Annotated in this window: 15 protein-coding genes; 11 read left to right on the top strand and 4 right to left on the bottom strand. The window is 73.4% G+C overall.

Features of this window, described 5'->3' with window-relative positions; genetic code table 11:
- Positions 1-55: 55 nt before the first annotated feature.
- The gene (locus tag H283_RS24800; protein ID WP_020143558.1) at positions 56-1417 is read right to left on the bottom strand and encodes a chloride channel protein; all 1362 of its coding nucleotides are present in this window, start codon (positions 1415-1417) and stop codon (positions 56-58) included.
- 98 nt (positions 1418-1515) lie between these two features.
- Complete coding sequence (locus H283_RS0110905) at positions 1516-2445, bottom strand: LysR family transcriptional regulator ArgP (RefSeq protein WP_020143557.1); 930 nt, start codon at positions 2443-2445, stop codon at positions 1516-1518.
- A 70-nt stretch (positions 2446-2515) separates the two neighbouring features.
- On the opposite strand from H283_RS0110905, the gene H283_RS0110900 reads away from it, so the two are divergent.
- The 4 genes from H283_RS0110900 (at position 2516) to H283_RS28630 (ending at position 7406) form a co-directional block, all read left to right on the top strand.
- Positions 2516-3112, top strand: a complete 597-nt coding sequence (locus tag H283_RS0110900; protein ID WP_020143556.1) for a LysE/ArgO family amino acid transporter — start codon at positions 2516-2518, stop codon at positions 3110-3112.
- Between the two features lie 58 nt (positions 3113-3170).
- On the top strand, positions 3171-4079 hold the full coding sequence (locus tag H283_RS0110895) for a nuclease-related domain-containing protein (RefSeq protein WP_020143555.1): 909 nt from the start codon (positions 3171-3173) through the stop codon (positions 4077-4079).
- 157 nt (positions 4080-4236) lie between these two features.
- Positions 4237-4395 (top strand): hypothetical protein, encoded by a 159-nt coding sequence (locus tag H283_RS27690; RefSeq protein WP_020143554.1) that lies wholly within the window; start codon positions 4237-4239, stop codon positions 4393-4395.
- Between the two features lie 17 nt (positions 4396-4412).
- A complete protein-coding gene (locus H283_RS28630; protein WP_304412601.1) occupies positions 4413-7406 on the top strand; it encodes a helix-turn-helix transcriptional regulator in 2994 nt (997 codons plus the stop codon).
- A 6-nt stretch (positions 7407-7412) separates the two neighbouring features.
- Here H283_RS28630 and H283_RS24795 read toward each other — a convergent pair whose 3' ends face one another.
- Positions 7413-8621: a hypothetical protein gene (locus tag H283_RS24795; protein ID WP_020143552.1), complete on the bottom strand. Its 1209-nt coding sequence runs from the start codon at positions 8619-8621 to the stop codon at positions 7413-7415.
- A gap of 58 nt (positions 8622-8679) precedes the next feature.
- On the opposite strand from H283_RS24795, the gene H283_RS0110875 reads away from it, so the two are divergent.
- From H283_RS0110875 to H283_RS27685, 7 genes are all read left to right on the top strand, one after another.
- Positions 8680-9666, top strand: coding sequence for a helix-turn-helix transcriptional regulator (locus H283_RS0110875; protein WP_020143551.1), 987 nt, complete (start codon positions 8680-8682; stop codon positions 9664-9666).
- A 117-nt stretch (positions 9667-9783) separates the two neighbouring features.
- On the top strand, positions 9784-10782 hold the full coding sequence (locus H283_RS0110870; RefSeq protein ID WP_020143550.1) for a peptidoglycan-binding protein: 999 nt from the start codon (positions 9784-9786) through the stop codon (positions 10780-10782).
- Between the two features lie 78 nt (positions 10783-10860).
- Entirely contained in the window at positions 10861-11181 is a 321-nt protein-coding gene (locus H283_RS0110865) for a DUF2853 family protein (RefSeq protein ID WP_020143549.1), read from the top strand.
- Positions 11182-11325: 144 nt separating this feature from the next.
- Complete coding sequence (locus H283_RS0110860) at positions 11326-12318, top strand: hypothetical protein (RefSeq protein ID WP_020143548.1); 993 nt, start codon at positions 11326-11328, stop codon at positions 12316-12318.
- Between the two features lie 62 nt (positions 12319-12380).
- On the top strand, positions 12381-12623 hold the full coding sequence (locus tag H283_RS24790) for a hypothetical protein (protein ID WP_020143547.1): 243 nt from the start codon (positions 12381-12383) through the stop codon (positions 12621-12623).
- A gap of 153 nt (positions 12624-12776) precedes the next feature.
- On the top strand, positions 12777-13445 hold the full coding sequence (locus H283_RS26635; RefSeq protein ID WP_020143546.1) for a B12-binding domain-containing protein: 669 nt from the start codon (positions 12777-12779) through the stop codon (positions 13443-13445).
- A 102-nt stretch (positions 13446-13547) separates the two neighbouring features.
- The gene (locus tag H283_RS27685) at positions 13548-13724 is read left to right on the top strand and encodes a hypothetical protein (protein WP_020143545.1); all 177 of its coding nucleotides are present in this window, start codon (positions 13548-13550) and stop codon (positions 13722-13724) included.
- Here H283_RS27685 and H283_RS24780 read toward each other — a convergent pair.
- Complete coding sequence (locus tag H283_RS24780; RefSeq protein WP_043649125.1) at positions 13708-14637, bottom strand: LysR family transcriptional regulator; 930 nt, start codon at positions 14635-14637, stop codon at positions 13708-13710. The two genes, H283_RS27685 and H283_RS24780, sit on opposite strands and share 17 nt — an antisense overlap.
- Positions 14638-14652 lie beyond the last annotated feature (15 nt).

Below are 14652 nucleotides of genomic sequence, written 5' to 3'. Positions count from 1 at the left end.
CCCTGGACCTCGGCCGAGGTCACGCAGGTCCGGACGCGGCCTCCCCGGTCGGTGCTTATCCGGCGTCCGGCGCCGCTGGTCGCGCCGGCACCCCTGCCTGTGGCGGCCCCGGTGCGGGCAGCACCGCGGTCACGACGAACGCCACGACCACCGCGACGACCACCTGAGGCGTGACCCTGAGCCCGTCGGTGCCCATCAGCAGGGTCGCGAGGAGCACGGACGTGAGGGGCAGCCGGAGCATGGCGCAGCACATCGCGCCGATGCCCATGCCGATGGCGGGAGCCAGATCCATGCCGGGCAGACCGCTCAGACTGATGCCGAGCACGGCCCCGATGAACATCGACGGGAACACGGGACCGCCGCGGAAGGCACTGAGCGACAGACCGTAGGCGAGCGCCTTGAACAGCCCCAGCAGCAGGAGCACACCCAGTGAGTAGTCCCCGGCGTTCGCGACGAGCTCGGGCAGGGCGTCCTGCCCGGAGAACAGCACCTGGCTGAACGCCCGTCCTGTGGTGACCTGGTAGGCGGTGGCACACAGGCCGATGAGCAGACCCAGGCCAACGGTCACCGGCACCCGGTTGCGGTGCACGAGGGGGCGCACGGTCAGCCCAAGCCGTCGGATGGCCCAGCCGAGCAGGGCGCCGAGGATGCCGATCGGCACCGCCCACAGCAGTGACGCGAGCGTCGGCGGTGCCCCCGGCGGCACGGTCGTCAGCGCGAGCGAGAAGGTGCCGAGGCCCGTCCAGGCGTTCATCCCCACGAACACCAGGGCTCCGATGCCGGACGCCATGAGGCCCGGCAGAGCGACCAGGCTGAGGGCCGCACCCGCGATGCCGGCCGCCTCCATGATGAGGAAGGCACCGAGGACGGGTGAGCCGAGCAACGTGCTCACGGCAGCGAAGCTGCCTGCCGAGGCCATCACCGTGACGGCCATCGGCGGGGCATCCTTCCGTGCCAGGCGCACCGCGAGTGCCGCCAGGCCACCGCCGATCGCGATGAGGGGCGCCTCCGGGCCGAGCACTGCGCCGAGGCTGAGCGTGGCCAGCGCCGCGAGCACGATGCCAGGGAGGTCGCGGCTCGCCGCTGGGCCCGACCCGGCCGTGAAGCCGAGGGCCGGCGAGTGACCCGCCGAGCCCGGCAGATGGCGAATGGTCAGGGACACCAGCAGCCCACTGAGCATCAGCAGGGGCACCGGCCACCATGCCGGGGTGGCACCGTGGAAGAGGTCTGACGGGAGGTCACCGAAGAGGTACGTCTGGAGGGCCCCCGTCAGTGCGAGGAACCCGTAGGCGACCGCCGAGATCGGGATACCGAGCAGCGCCGCGAGCAGCAGGGCCGACAGGTAGGCCCGGGACCGGACGACGCTCGCCGGGTCGACGCCCGTCGGCGAGCCGGGTGGCACGGCCGCGTCAGTCACTCGGTCTGCCTCCTCGCGAGGGGTTCCCGCGCTCGGGCGGGACAGGCGGGACGTCCGTTCCGCCTAACATAGCCCGCACCCAGGCCCGGCGCTGATGATCAGCCAGGACCGCGTAAGCCGGGCGAGCGCAGCCGCGCGCCGGCGCCACCCCGACGGATGCCGGCACGCGCCGCCTCGCTTTGCACCGTGTCGCTCAGCCGGTCGAGATGGGCCGAGGGCAGCCGCCACCGCTGCCAGTAGAGCTGGACGTCGACGTGATCGCGCGAGCCGAGTCGCACGAGCTCACCGGCGTCGAGCAACGGCCCCAGCTGCGTCGTCAGGAGCGCACCCCAGCCGAGCCCCGAGCGGACCGCCGTCACGAAGCCGCCACCGTCGGGCACCTCGTGAGTCGGCGGCGCGCCGGTCACGCCGTGCCGGTCGAGGATGCGCTGCTGGATGTCATCCTTGTCGTTGAAACGCACGAGGGGCATTGCCGCCCAGTCGATCCCGCGTCCAACTCGATGACGCTCGACGAGCCGCGGCGTTGCCGCCGGCAGGTAGCGCATCGTGACGAGGGGCTCTGTCGAGCAGCCCTGGACCGGCGTCGGGTCGGACGTCACGGCGCCGAGCACCTCGCCCGACCGGAGCAGCCGAGCCGAGTGGTCCTGGTCCTCGACCCGCAGGCGCAGCACGACGTCGTCCCACGCGGCCGCCTCGGTCAGCACCGCACCGAACCAGGTCGACATCGAGTCGGCATTGACGACGATGGGCAGGTCGACCCGGGACCGGCCGTCGGCGACGAGACCTGCGAGCGCCTCCGACTCGAGCAAGCCCTGCTGACGGGCGAGCCGGACGAGAGCCTCGCCCGCGCTCGTGGCGCGGCAGGGGGTGCTGCGCACGACGACGACCTGGCCGACCTCGGCCTCGAGCGCCTTGACCCTCTGGCTCACGGCCGAAGGTGTCACGTGCAGTCGTCGGGCCGCAGCGTCGAAGGTGCCGGCGTCGACGATGGCGAGCAAAGTCGCGAGGTGCTCGGGCTGGAGCCGCATGAAGCCATGCTAATGATGCTGAAGAAACCTTCGCTTCACTGATGATCGCGATCCCTCTACCGTCGAGGGCGTGACCTCCCTCCTGCCCGGCTTCCTCACGATGGCCTCGCTCATCGTGGCCATCGGCGCGCAGAACGCCTACGTGCTGCGCACCGGCCTCGCGCGCCACCACGTCGGGCTCGTCGTCTCCGTCTGCGCGATCAGCGATGCGGTGCTCGTCCTCGCAGGAGTGCTCGGCGTCGGCCGTCTCGTCACGGCCCACCCGGAACTGCTGACGGTCGTGCGGTGGGTCGGGGCGGCGTACCTCGTCGGCTACGGACTGCTGTGCCTGCGCAACGCGCGCCACCCCAAGGGTCTCGAGGCGGACGGCACCCAGCGGTCGCGCAGCGGCGTGCTCGCCACCGTGCTCGCGCTCACGTGGCTCAACCCGCACGTCTACCTCGACACCGTGCTGCTCGTCGGGTCGCTCGCCAACCAGCACGGTCCGGACGGACGGTGGTGGTTCGCCGGTGGGGCCGCCCTCGCCAGCGTCGCGTGGTTCACCTCGCTCGGCTACGGCGCGCGCCTGCTCGCGCCGCTCTTCGCGCGCCCGGCCACCTGGCGCGTCCTCGACGTCGCGATCGCCATCGTCATGTTCACCATCGCCGCCACCCTCCTGCTCGGCTGACGACCCGACTTCGCTCGTTGCCCTGCGCGACGGGAGCTCTCGACCTAACCTCTGCTGCGTGAGCACGGGGGAGGTCGCCGACGTCGGCGACGACAAGCGCATGCGGCTTCGGTATGCCGGTACGTGCCGACGCTGCGCCGCCGCGCTCCCAGCAGGGACCCGAGCCGTGTACGAACGGTCGAGCCGGACCGTGCGCTGCCTCGAGTGCCTGGGTGAGTCGGCGGACCCGGTCGCCCCGGTGGGCGTGGTGGTCCCCGACGAACGACCGACTCAAGCACCCCTCCAGCCCGAGCCGGCACGGGACACCAGCGGTCCGGCCGGCGGCTCGGCGCGGCGTGAGTTCGAGCGGCGGCGCGACGCCCGGGAGCGACGCGTCCGTGAGCGCCACCCGCGCATCGGCGGGTTCCTCCTCGCCATCACCGAGGAGCCCCAGAGCACCCGGGCCTGGGACGCCGGCGCGGAGGGCGAGCAGTTCGTCGGCAGCCGTCTCGACTCCCTCGTGGGTGACGGCCTCGACGTCCTGCACGACCGGCGCATCCCGAGGACGCGGGCCAACATCGACCACGTCGTCGTCTCGCGCCACGGCGTCTTCGTCGTCGATGCGAAGAAGTACAAGGGCAGGCCCGCTCTCCGCGTCGAGGGTGGCCTCTTCCGTCCGCGCACGGAGAAGCTCGTCGTCGGTGGTCGGGACTGCACGAAGCTCGTCGACGGGGCGCTCAAGCAGGTCGAGCTCGTCCGCACGGCCGTCGACGACCCGACCGTCCCGGTCACGGGGGTGCTGTGCTTCGTCGCCGCCGACTGGCAGCTCATCGGCGGAGCCTTCGTGACGCGCGGTGTGCACGTGCTGTGGTCCAAGCGCCTCATGGAGCTCGTCACGGCGGTGCCGGCCAGCCGCGGCACGGAACCACCGGCGGTGGACGTGGCTGCCGTCCTCGCCCGGATCGCCCGCGCCTTCCCGCCCGCCTGACGCGCGACCGCGCGCCTACCTCAGACGGGTCCACACGGCATACGCCATCGGATCTGAGGTAGCGGAGGGGCAGGGATAGGGCGGTCGTCCGATGTGGGGGTCTACCTCAGCGGCCGAGTCTGGAGGAGTCCAGAACGGCACGAGCAGAGGAAAGACCATGACCACCCAGTACATCGACTTCCGCACCGTCCAGGTCGAGATCGAGTCCCGCTACCCGCAGCGTCGTCGCGTCCGCCGCGACTCGTCGCTCGAGATCATGCGCCGCACCATGGCGCGGGTCTCCCGAGAGGAGAACAACCCGGGCCGCGCCCGGTGACGACGGCGACGCGACCCGTGTCGCCGACCGTCCCGCTCCTGTCGGCGGAGTACGCGATGATTCCGCGTATGCCGCTCAGCACGGGCCCCCTCATCGGGCGGGACACCGATCTGTCCCGTCTCGCCGACGCCATCGGACTGCGCCCCACCCCGGGTGCCCGGCCCGGTGGCGTCGTCGTGCTGTCCGGCGACGCCGGCATCGGCAAGTCCCGCATCGTGGGAGCCCTCGTGGCCGAGGCCACCACGGCCGGCTGGTTCACCGCCGTCGGTCACTGCGTCGGCCAGGCGGGCAGCAGCCTCGCCTACCTGCCGTTCGTCGAGCTCGTCGGCACCATCGACGCAGGCCATCCCGAGGTCGTCGAGCGCGTGCTCGAGACCCACCCGAGCCTCGGCCACCTCCTTCCGGGGCGCGCCGACGCACCCGACAACGACCGCTCCGCACGGAGCACCGACCCCGGCCAGGTCGCCGAGGCGGTGCACGCTCTGCTGTCCGCGCTCGGCGACGCCCAGCCGTCCCTCCTCGTCGTCGAGGACGTCCACTGGGCCGACCACTCCTCGCGCGACCTCATCACCCTCCTGCTGACCCGCGGCTTCACGCGCGCGGTCGGCCTCGTCGTGACCTACCGCTCCGACGACCTCTACCGCCGCCACCCCCTCCACGAGACGCTCGCCGTGTGGGCGCGCATCGCGGGGCTCGAGCACGTCGAGCTCGCCCCGCTCCCCGACGACGCCGTGCGCGAGCTCGTCTCCGGCATCGAGGGCGCCCCCACCGACGCCGCGACGAACGCCGAGATCGCCCGCCGCTCCGAGGGCAACCCGTTCTTCGCCGAGGAGCTCGTCGCCAGCGCCGCGGCCGGCCAGGGCCTGACCGGCGGCCTGAGCCGCGTGCTCCGCGCCCGCGTCGAGCAGCTCGACGACACCGCCCAGCGCGTGCTCCGGGCCGTCGCCCTCAAGGGCGGCCAGTTCATCGGCCACGATCTCCTCTCCCGCGTCGTCGACCTCCCCGACGAGACGCTCGAGGCCGCCCTCGCCGCTGCGGTCGAGCACCACGTCCTCGAGGCCCGCTGGCCCCCGGCCTACACCTTCCGCCACGCCCTGCTCGGCGAGGCCGTCGCCGACAGCCTCCTCCCGGGAGAGCGCCTCCGCCTCCACCGGGCGTATGCCGCCGTGCTGGCCGAGCGCCCCGAGCTCGCCCCCGCGTCCGAGCTCGCCCGCCACGCCGCGGCCGTGGGCGATCTGCCGACGGCGGTCCGCGCGAGCCGCGCGGCGGCCGAGGCGGCCATGGCCGTCGGAGGCCCGCAGGAGGCGTTGCTGCTCCTCGAGCGCGCCCTCACGTGGCTCGACGAGGACGACCCCGAACGCGACGAGGTCACGCTCCGGGCGTCGCGCGCGGCGATGGTCGCCGGTGAGCCGATCCGCGCCATGGACCTGCTGCGTGACCGGCTCGACCACCCCGGCACGGCCCAAGACCCGGGCGCGCGCGCCGACCTCCTCTCGACCCTCGTCATCCGCTCGCGAATCCTCGACCTGCCCATCGACTCCATCGCCCTGACCGACGAGGCGCTGTCGCTCATCGGCGAGGAGGCCGACGAGCGCCGGGTGCGCGTGCTCGTCGCGCGCGTGCAGGCGCTCGTCGACAACGGCTCGTTCGTCGAGGCGGCGGTCGTCGGCAACGAGGTGTCCCTGCTCGCCGAGCGCCTCGGCCTCGGCGGTGCGCTCGCCGAGGTGCGCACGATCATGGCGCGCATCCTCGAGGCGCAGCAGGACCTCGACTCGGTCGAGACGCACCTGCGCTCGATCGTCGCCGACATCGACCCGGACGACCCGCTGCTGCTGCGCGCCGTCCACCAGCTCGCGTCGCTGGCGCACCGCCGCGGCGACCTGCCCGGGTCGCTCCAGCTGTACGACCGCGGCGCCGCCGTGGCACGCCGGATGCACCGCGAGTGGGCACCGTGGGGGCAGGAGTGCCGCCTCCTCGGCGGGCTCACGGCCTACGAGCTCGGCGACTGGGACGGCGCGGCGCGCCGCCTCGACCTCGCGGGGCGCCCGGCCCCGCAGCCGGGGCGCACGATCTTCACCGGCGCCGCCCTGCTCGTGCACGCCGGTCGCGGAGACCCCGTCGACCCCGACCTCATCGGGGCGCTGCGGGAGTGGTGGCCCGTCGACGGGCTGTGCGTCGTGCTCACCGTCATGCCCGCCGTCGACGTCCTCGGCGACGCGGGCGACCTCGCCGGCCTGCTCGACCTCACGGAGGCCGCGGTCGGCGTGCTCGACTCGACGTGGGGCGAGTACCACGCCGTCGTGCGGCTGGCCGCGCTCGTGGCGGGGCAGGCGGCAGCGCTCGTGCCGCGGGCCGACCCTGCGCTCCGGGCCCGCGCCGTCGCCCTCGTCGACGAGCTCGCCGATCGCGGGCGGCGCATCGGCCAGCTGCGGCCCGCCGTCGAGAAGGCGAGCCGTCCGAAGTTCGAGCGCGCCGCCGCCGAGTCGCTCGAGGACACGAGCCGCGAGACGTGGGCGTGGACCGCACGGCTCGAGGCCGAGGTGCTGCGGCTCCAGCGGGTCGCCGGGGTCGAGGAGCCGCCGCCGGTGACCGAGCTCGTCGACGCGTGGCGTGAGAGCGTCGCGGCGTTCGAGCGCTACGGCCACGTCTTCGAGACCGCCCGCTCACGGGCGCGGCTCGCCGAGGCCCTGCGGGCCGCGGGCGAGGACGTCGAGTCCCGCACGGTGGCCGAGCGGGCCCGCGAGGAGGCCGTCAGGCTCGAGGCCAAGCCGCTCCTCGCCGAGCTCGACGCGGTGCGCCCCGGCGGCGTGACGGTCGACCTCACCCCGCGTGAGCTCGAGGTGCTCGGGCTGCTGGCGCAGGGCCTGACCAACGGTCAGATCGGCAAGCAGCTCTACATCAGCACCAAGACCGTGAGCGTCCACGTGTCCAACCTCCTGGCCAAGCTCGGCGCCTCCGGACGCACCGAGGCGGCCGCCATCGCGCGACGTCGCGGGCTCGTGACCGGCTGAGGGGGATCAGGCCGGCGCGCCCTCGAGCACGGCGGCCCCGGGCCGCGACCGGCGCAGACCGGGCGTCAGGGCGACCGAGACGACCACCGAGGCGACGGCCATGACGCCCATCGCCTGCGCGGCCGCGGCCGGTCCCATCCCCAAGGAGCTTGCGACGACGCCGCCGAGCAGCGCCCCGAGGGCCTGGCCCACCATGAGGCCCGTGCCCTGCAGCCCGAAGACCTGGCCTCGTGTCTGAACGTCGGTGTGGGTCACCAGCCGCTCCTGCAGGGGCAGGCTCGCCGAGTAGCCCACGGACGCCACGAAGGCCAGCGCGGCGGCATAAGGCAGCGACGGGACGGCGAAGAAGGCGAGGTAGGGGATCGCGAGCAGCAGCCGCAGCGGGCCGATGAGCCGGTCGCGCACGGCCACGGCGAGGAAGCGTCCGACGACGACGTCGCCGAGCAGCATCCCCGCCGCCGTGACCGCGAAGAGGTAGCCCGCGCGCGCTCCCGCGAACGGCACGAACAGCGCCTCGCACCCGACGATGAGCCCGTTGGGCACCCACAACGTCAGGTAGAGCGGACGGATGACCCGCGACCCGAGCAGGGCACGGTTGACCTCGCGGGTGCGACGCACGAGGGAGGTGGCCGCGTGCCGCGGCGGGTGGTCCGAGAGGCCGAGGCGGAGCAGCACGACCGCGACGAGGAGCGCGACACCCGAGCCGAGGAAGAGCTCGGTCGTCGTGAAGGTGATGAGGAGCAGACCGCCGATGCCGTAGCCGACGATCTGCATGCCGCCGACCGCGATGTTCATCGTCGCCCGGCCGAGGATGAAGCCGTCGGGCGGGAGGATGTCGGAGACGAGCGCCATCATGCTGCCGCCGAGCGCCGAGGTGATGAGCGGTCCGACGGCGAGCAGGGCGAAACGCCAGCCCCAGGCCAGACCCGGGATCGCCTGCAGCAGGTCGGTCACCATCGTCGTCGTGAAGACGAGCACCAGCGCGGTGCGCGGGCGGACGAGGTCGGAGCCGGAGCCGAAGAGCGTCTGGCCGACGATGCGCATGAGCGGCGCGCCGAACATCGCGAGCGCCGTGAGGACCGGCGACCCCGTGGCCGCGAAGGTGATGGTGCCGAGTGCGAGGGACGCCACCGCATACGCCCCGATGTTGAGGCACTGGACGAGGAAGAGGACCCGGAACTCACGGACGGCGAACAGCTGGCGGTAGGTCTTCACCCGCGCCACCCTGACCCCTGGAGCCCCGCGACGCTAATGTTTCGGCAGGAGGCGAAACATGGGGACGTGGCAGATCTCGGCGGACCTGCTGGCCCGCAGCCGCTTCGTCGTCTCGCCGCGCATCGAGACGGTCGGCGCGCTCAACGACCTCGTGCGTCCCTCCGACCCCGAGGGCCGCGCCCTCGCGGCCGCCCACGGCGAGGCGTTCCGGGCGATGCTCGACGCCCACCCCGTGCGGCGCGCCGTCCTCGACCACAGCTGGAAGCCGCAGTGGATCTCGGACTGGCTGTGCCTGCCGCCGGTCTCCGGCGGGCGTACCTTCGCCGAGGAGCTCGACGACGTGCGCGCCCTCGGTGACGACCTGATGCGCGACCAGCTCGCCGAGAGCTCGCCGACCCGCGACCTGCCCGACGCGCTGCTGGCCGACGGGCTCACCGAGCACGGCGTCGAGCTGCTCGAGTGGGTCTGGACGCACGTCCTCGCCACCGACTGGGCCCGACGGGAGCGGATCCTGCGTGCCGACATCGTCGCCCGCACCTCACGCCTCGCCACCCAGGGATGGGCCGCGGTGCTGCACGACCTCGGCCGCGACCGCGAGTGGGTCGGCGACGGCCACCTGCGCATCAACCACTACGACCTGCCGTCAAGGGTGCTCCCCGACGACGCCGACCTCTTCTTCGTGCCCGTCAACCACCGCGCCCGTTGGGTCGGCTGGCTCCACCCGCAGCGGTATGCCGTCTACTACCCCGTCGCCGGAGCGCTGGCTCGCGTCGACGCCGGGGCTCCCGACGGCCTCGAGCGCCTCGTGGGCCGCAACCGCGCCCGGATCCTGGTCGCCCTCGAATCACCCTCCAGCACAACGGGTCTCGCCGCCAACACCGAGCTCGCGGTGGGGTCGGTCAGCGACCACCTCAAGGTGCTCCTCGCCGCCGGCCTCGTCCTGCGCCGACGGTCGGGGCGCGAGGTGCTCTACTGGCGCACCGCCGTGGGTGACGCGCTCGTGGCGTCCGGCTCGGGATCCTCCGGCGACGGCGTGGACCGCTGACGGCGACGCCCGTCGGCCGGGGGGAGTTCTCCCCATGTACGGCAACGCCGCTCGCCCCTAGCGTCGGCGCTGCGGACGCGCCCGCGTCCAGCCACCGACACACGCTCAGGGGTAGTCATGTGTGAGCTCCACGAAACCACCACTCCCGCCGTCGGGCGCCGCACGCTGATCCGCGGCGCCGGTGGCCTCCTCATCGGCGGCGGACTCGTCGCCGCCACGGCCACCGCCGCCCAGGCCGCCACCTCGCAGAACGGCTGGCCGGCCGGCTCCTCGTCGACCGTCCCGCTGAGCACCTTGGCCGTGGGCGCCGCGACCTTCCCGGCCGGCGTCCGAAACGGAGACGTCCACGTCGTCCTCGGCTACGTCGCCCGCCGCTTCAACAGCGAGGTCGAGGCGCTCGTCAAGGGCTGGTGCTGGGGCCACAGCTACCGTCCGATCTCGGGCAGCACCACCCTGTCCAACCACTCCAGCGGCACGGCCATCGACCTCAACGCCCCACGCCACCCGCTCGGCAAGTCGGGCACGTTCACGGCGACGCAGCGCTCGCACATCCGCTCGATCCTGAGCTCCTGCAACGGAGTCGTGCGCTGGGGCGGCGACTACTCGGGCCGCAAGGACGAGATGCACTTCGAGATCAACGTCCGCCCCGGGGACGCTCGCCTCGCGGCCCTCGCCAAGCGGATCGGCGGTGGGGGCAGCACCCCGACTCCCAGCCCGATCGCCTGGACCACGGTCAAGCGAGGGGCGAGCGGCTTCCGCGTCACCGCGATCCAGCACCTGCTGCGCCAGCGCGGATTCAGCCTCACCGTCGACGGCTCGTTCGGACCGACGACCCAGAGCCGCATCATCTCCTTCCAGCGCTCCAAGGGCCTCACGGCCGACGGCGTCGTCGGACCGAAGACCTGGTCGGCGCTCGTCGTCTCCGTCAAGCGCGGCTCGAGCGGGCAGGCCGTCGTCGCGGCGCAGAAGCTGCTGACCCACCGCGGCTACACCCTCACCGCCGACGGCGCCTTCGGCGCGATGACCGCGACGAAGACGCAGGCCTTCCAGCAGTCCCGCGGCCTCACGGCCGACGGGGTTGTGGGCACGCGCACCTGGGCCAGGCTCACCGCCTGACGGCAGCCCTTCTCAGGCCGCACTGCGGGGGCTAGCGTCGCTCGTGTTCCAGCCATTCAACGAAGAGGGGCACGGCACATGGCAGAAGACTGGGCAGCTGACGTCAGGAAGTACTCCCCCGACGCCGACGACGCCGCGATCAAGGGCATCGTCCGGCACTGCGGCATCGCGCTGCAGAAGCGCGACTCGGCACTGGTGTCGTTCAGCGACAAGAGCGAGACCGACCGCGTGCGTGACGGATTCATGAAGAAGAAGCTCGGCCTCACGGACTCCGACGCCGATCTCGACGCCTCGCTGGCAGAGGTCGGACAGACGCTCAAGGGCGACCGCACGAAGAACCGCGTCACGGTCTACTACCTGCTGGCCGAGAAGCACGGGAAGCTCGACCTCTTCCGCTGACCGCATCCGCGGGACACCGACGCACGTATGCCGCCTGGCTGAGCCAGGCGGCATACGTCTGCTCCGGGGTGCAACGACACACGCGGCTCAAAGGTTCACCGGACGCCCCTCGATTTCCGGTCGGCTGTCCGCTCACCATGGAGGATGGACAACCACAACGCCGTGCACCATGGCACTCCCTCGCGTCGCCTCGTCCTCGGCTCGGCTGCCGCCGTCGCCGTCACCGCCCTGACCGCTCCCGTCGCCTCCGCCCAGCAGGGCCATAGCCGCGGCCGCCTCCCGGCGCGCATCGACCTCCCGGTCGGGACCCGCCCCGAGGGCATCACGTCCGGCCCCGGAGCCACCTTCTACGTCGGCTCCGTCGCCGACGGCCGCATCGTCAAGGGCAACCTCCGCACCGGAGACGTCCGCACTCTTCTCGCCCCCGAGGCCGGCCGGTCGCTGCGCGGCCTCTACTTCGATGCCCGCACCGGGCTCGTCTGGGCCGTGGGCTCGCTCGGCGCCGTCGGACACGTCTGGGCGGTCGACGCCCGGTCGGGAGCCGTCGTCGGCGACACCGTCGTCCCCGGGGCCGGCTTCCTCAACGACCTCGTCGTCACCCGTCGCGCCGTGTGGGCCACCGACTCGAGCGTCGACCGGCTCACGATCGTGCGACTCACCCGTCACGGCCGCCCGTCCGGGGCCCCGGCCGAGTTCCTGGACCTCACCGGCGACTGGCCGACCAGTCCCCCGGACACCTTCAACGCCAACGGGATCCGCACGCTGCCACACGGGCCCATCGTCCTGAACCACAGCCGCGTGGGCGGCCTCTGGCAGGTCGACGCGGCATCCGGCGTCGCCCGCCGGATCCCCGTCACCGGAGGACCGGCCATCACGAGCGGCGACGGGCTGGAGCTCGTGGGCCGGACCCTCTACAACGTGCGCGGGAGTGGCCCTCAGGACGTCAGCGTCGTGCGGCTCCGGACCCACGCCGGCGAGCTGCGGGGCCGCTGGGTCGCCACGCTCACCGATCCCGGACTCGACGTGCCGTCGACCGCCACGGCCGCGCTCGGGTCGCTGTGGGTCGTCAACGCCCGCTTCGGGATCCCCTCGCCGGACACGGCGCCCTTCTGGGTCACCCGCCTCCCCGCCGGATGACGACGTCGTATGCCGCCGGGTCCCCCATGGACCCGGCGGCCGGACGGGCGCACACTGGACGGATGGACACGCGCCGCAGCAGGTTGACCCGTCGCAGCGCCCTGACCGCCGTCGCGGGCTCGGCACTCGTCGCCCTCACGGCCCTGGCCGGATCGTCGGCCGTCGCCGCTCCCCGGACGGTGGCCCCGGCCGCCCCGGTCGTCACGACATCGCTCGCCGACCTGCGCCTGCCGTCGGCGTCGACCCCGCACCACGTGCCCACGCGGGCAGGGTCGTGCTCCGTCTCGATGATGAGCGACCTCTAGCGTCACCCGTCCGGCCCGCTCGCAGGGGCGGTTCGGCGCGCCCGGCCACGATTGGGTCACGGCTGGTGAGGACGACGCCCCGACTGGGTACGTCGCGTCAGTTCGGACCCGGGTGACGTCCCGGGTCCCCGTCCCACCGGCGAGGAGCCCGCCATGCCGACGTCGCGCCGCACCACGCCCCGCGAGTGGATGGACCACCTCGAGCGCACGCTCGAGGCGTTCGACGAGACCGGCGGCCACCGCGTGCTGACCCAGGTCTTCGACGAGCTCGGCGTCGAGGACGCGCAGTCACTCGTCGTGCTCCCCTACCTCCAGGAGCTCGGCGAACGCTGGTCGGGCGGGTCGATCGGCGTGGCCCAGGAGCACTTCGCGAGCAACGTCCTGCGCTCGCGGCTCTCGGTGCTCATGGGGGCCGACGAACGACCCGAGGGGCCCCTCGCCGTGCTCGCCTGCATGCCCGGCGAGCAGCACGAGTTCGGGCTCATGGCCACCTCGATCGTGCTCTCGCGCCTCGGCTGGCGCACCTGCTACCTCGGCGCCGACACACCCTCCGCAGAGCTCGCGCTGACGTGCCGGACGCTCCAGCCCGAGGTCGTCGTCGTCGCGGCACGCCGGGCCACCGCCTTCGCCGCCCACGCGCCCGCGCTGCGCCGCGTCGCCCGGTCCACTCCCGTGCACCTCGCAGCGGCGGGCGCCACCGACGACGTCGCCCAGCTCTGCCACGCGACCCGCCTCGACGGCGACCCGGTCCGCGGCGCCCACACCCTCCACGCGGCCCTCGGCGAGTCGGCCCCGGAGATCGACGAGTCCACGGCTGTCTGACGACGGGCCGGCCTGTCCACCGCGCGCGTGACCTGTTCGGCGATAGGCTCGTTTGCCGTGCCCAGGCACCGTGACGCGCAGGACCCGACCGATGGAGCTCCCATGAACGCAGGACCGAACGGCCCGCAGCACCTCGTCGACCAGGTCGGGTCGGAGCCCGTCGAGGGACCGGGCCGCAAGGGGCGCGACCAGCGGATCGGGCTCGTCTTCGCAGGCATCGCCGCTGCCGCCCTCCTCGTCGCCGGCCTCATCACCGTCGTGGTCAGGATGGCCGGCTGAGCGCGGCGAGCGCCACCGGTCGTCCCGACCGGCCCACGAACTCCTCGAAGGCCGCGATCGTCGGGTCGTGCGCGGGGTTGCGCACCAGGGCGCCGATGGTCCGCTGCGCCTGCGGGTGGTCGAGCCGGACGGGCACGACGTCGCGCTCCGGGGTGAAGTCCGGGAGGATCGCGACACCGAGCCCTGCACCGACGAGTCCCCTTGCGGTGTGGACGTCCTCGGCCTCGAAGGCCACACGCAGCGGCACCCCGGCGTCGGCGTAGATCTCCTCGACGCGGCCACGCAGGCCGAAACCGGTCTTGAGGACGATGAGCTCGTCGCCCCCGTCGGCGGCCAGACGCTCGACGGAGACGGAGCCCGCCCCGGCGGCCGGGTGCGACCGGTGCACGGCGACGACGAGCGGCTCGTCGTAGAGCACCGTGGTCGACGCACCGGGCAGCGACGGCGGCGACGCCACGAGCGCGACCGAGCAGCGGCCGGCCTCGAAGTCGTCGAGGGCCTTCTGCCGTGAGCCCTGGGCCAGCTCGAACCGCACCCCCGGGAAGCGGTCGCGGAACCGGCGGATGAGGGCCGGCACGACCGCCTCGCCGAGCAGGGTCTGGAACGACAGCCCGACCGTGCCGTGCCCGACGATGCTCGACCCGGTCACGGCGTCGACCCCGCGCTCGAGCGCACCGACGCCCTCCCGCGCGAAGGGCAGCAGCGCCCGGCCGGCCGCCGTCAGGGCGATCCCGCGCCCGTCCCGCTCGACGACCGGGGTGCCGAGCAGCTCACCGAGGCGGGCCAGGGCCCGGCTGACGGTCGGCTGCGGCATCCCGAGGACGGCGGCCGCGGTCGTCACCTGGCCGACCTCCGCGACGACGACGAAGACGGGCAGCAGCCGCACGACGGCCCGGAACTGCGCTGGTCTCATGCTCGAATCGTATGA

The sequence above is a fragment of the Terracoccus sp. 273MFTsu3.1 genome, from assembly GCF_000383675.1.
Classification (GTDB): Bacteria; Actinomycetota; Actinomycetes; order Actinomycetales; family Dermatophilaceae; genus Terrabacter.
The sequence above is the reverse complement of the archived record's forward strand: the minus strand, read 5'-3'. Positions and strand labels throughout refer to the sequence as shown.

Bases quoted from the DNA above. Each gene is read 5' to 3' on its own strand.
- H283_RS0110875 (WP_020143551.1), top strand. From the start codon at position 8,680: ATGGGGACGTGGCAGATCTCGGCGGACCTGCTGGCCCGCAGCCGCTTC.
- H283_RS0110865 (WP_020143549.1), top strand. From the start codon at position 10,861: ATGGCAGAAGACTGGGCAGCTGACGTCAGGAAGTACTCCCCCGACGCC.
- H283_RS24780 (WP_043649125.1), bottom strand. From the start codon at position 14,637: ATGAGACCAGCGCAGTTCCGGGCCGTCGTGCGGCTGCTGCCCGTCTTC.
- H283_RS27690 (WP_020143554.1), top strand. From the start codon at position 4,237: ATGACCACCCAGTACATCGACTTCCGCACCGTCCAGGTCGAGATCGAG.
- H283_RS26635 (WP_020143546.1), top strand. From the start codon at position 12,777: ATGCCGACGTCGCGCCGCACCACGCCCCGCGAGTGGATGGACCACCTC.
- H283_RS24790 (WP_020143547.1), top strand. From the start codon at position 12,381: ATGGACACGCGCCGCAGCAGGTTGACCCGTCGCAGCGCCCTGACCGCC.
- H283_RS0110870 (WP_020143550.1), top strand. From the start codon at position 9,784: ATGTGTGAGCTCCACGAAACCACCACTCCCGCCGTCGGGCGCCGCACG.
- H283_RS0110860 (WP_020143548.1), top strand. From the start codon at position 11,326: ATGGACAACCACAACGCCGTGCACCATGGCACTCCCTCGCGTCGCCTC.
- H283_RS27685 (WP_020143545.1), top strand. From the start codon at position 13,548: ATGAACGCAGGACCGAACGGCCCGCAGCACCTCGTCGACCAGGTCGGG.
- H283_RS0110905 (WP_020143557.1), bottom strand. From the start codon at position 2,445: ATGCGGCTCCAGCCCGAGCACCTCGCGACTTTGCTCGCCATCGTCGAC.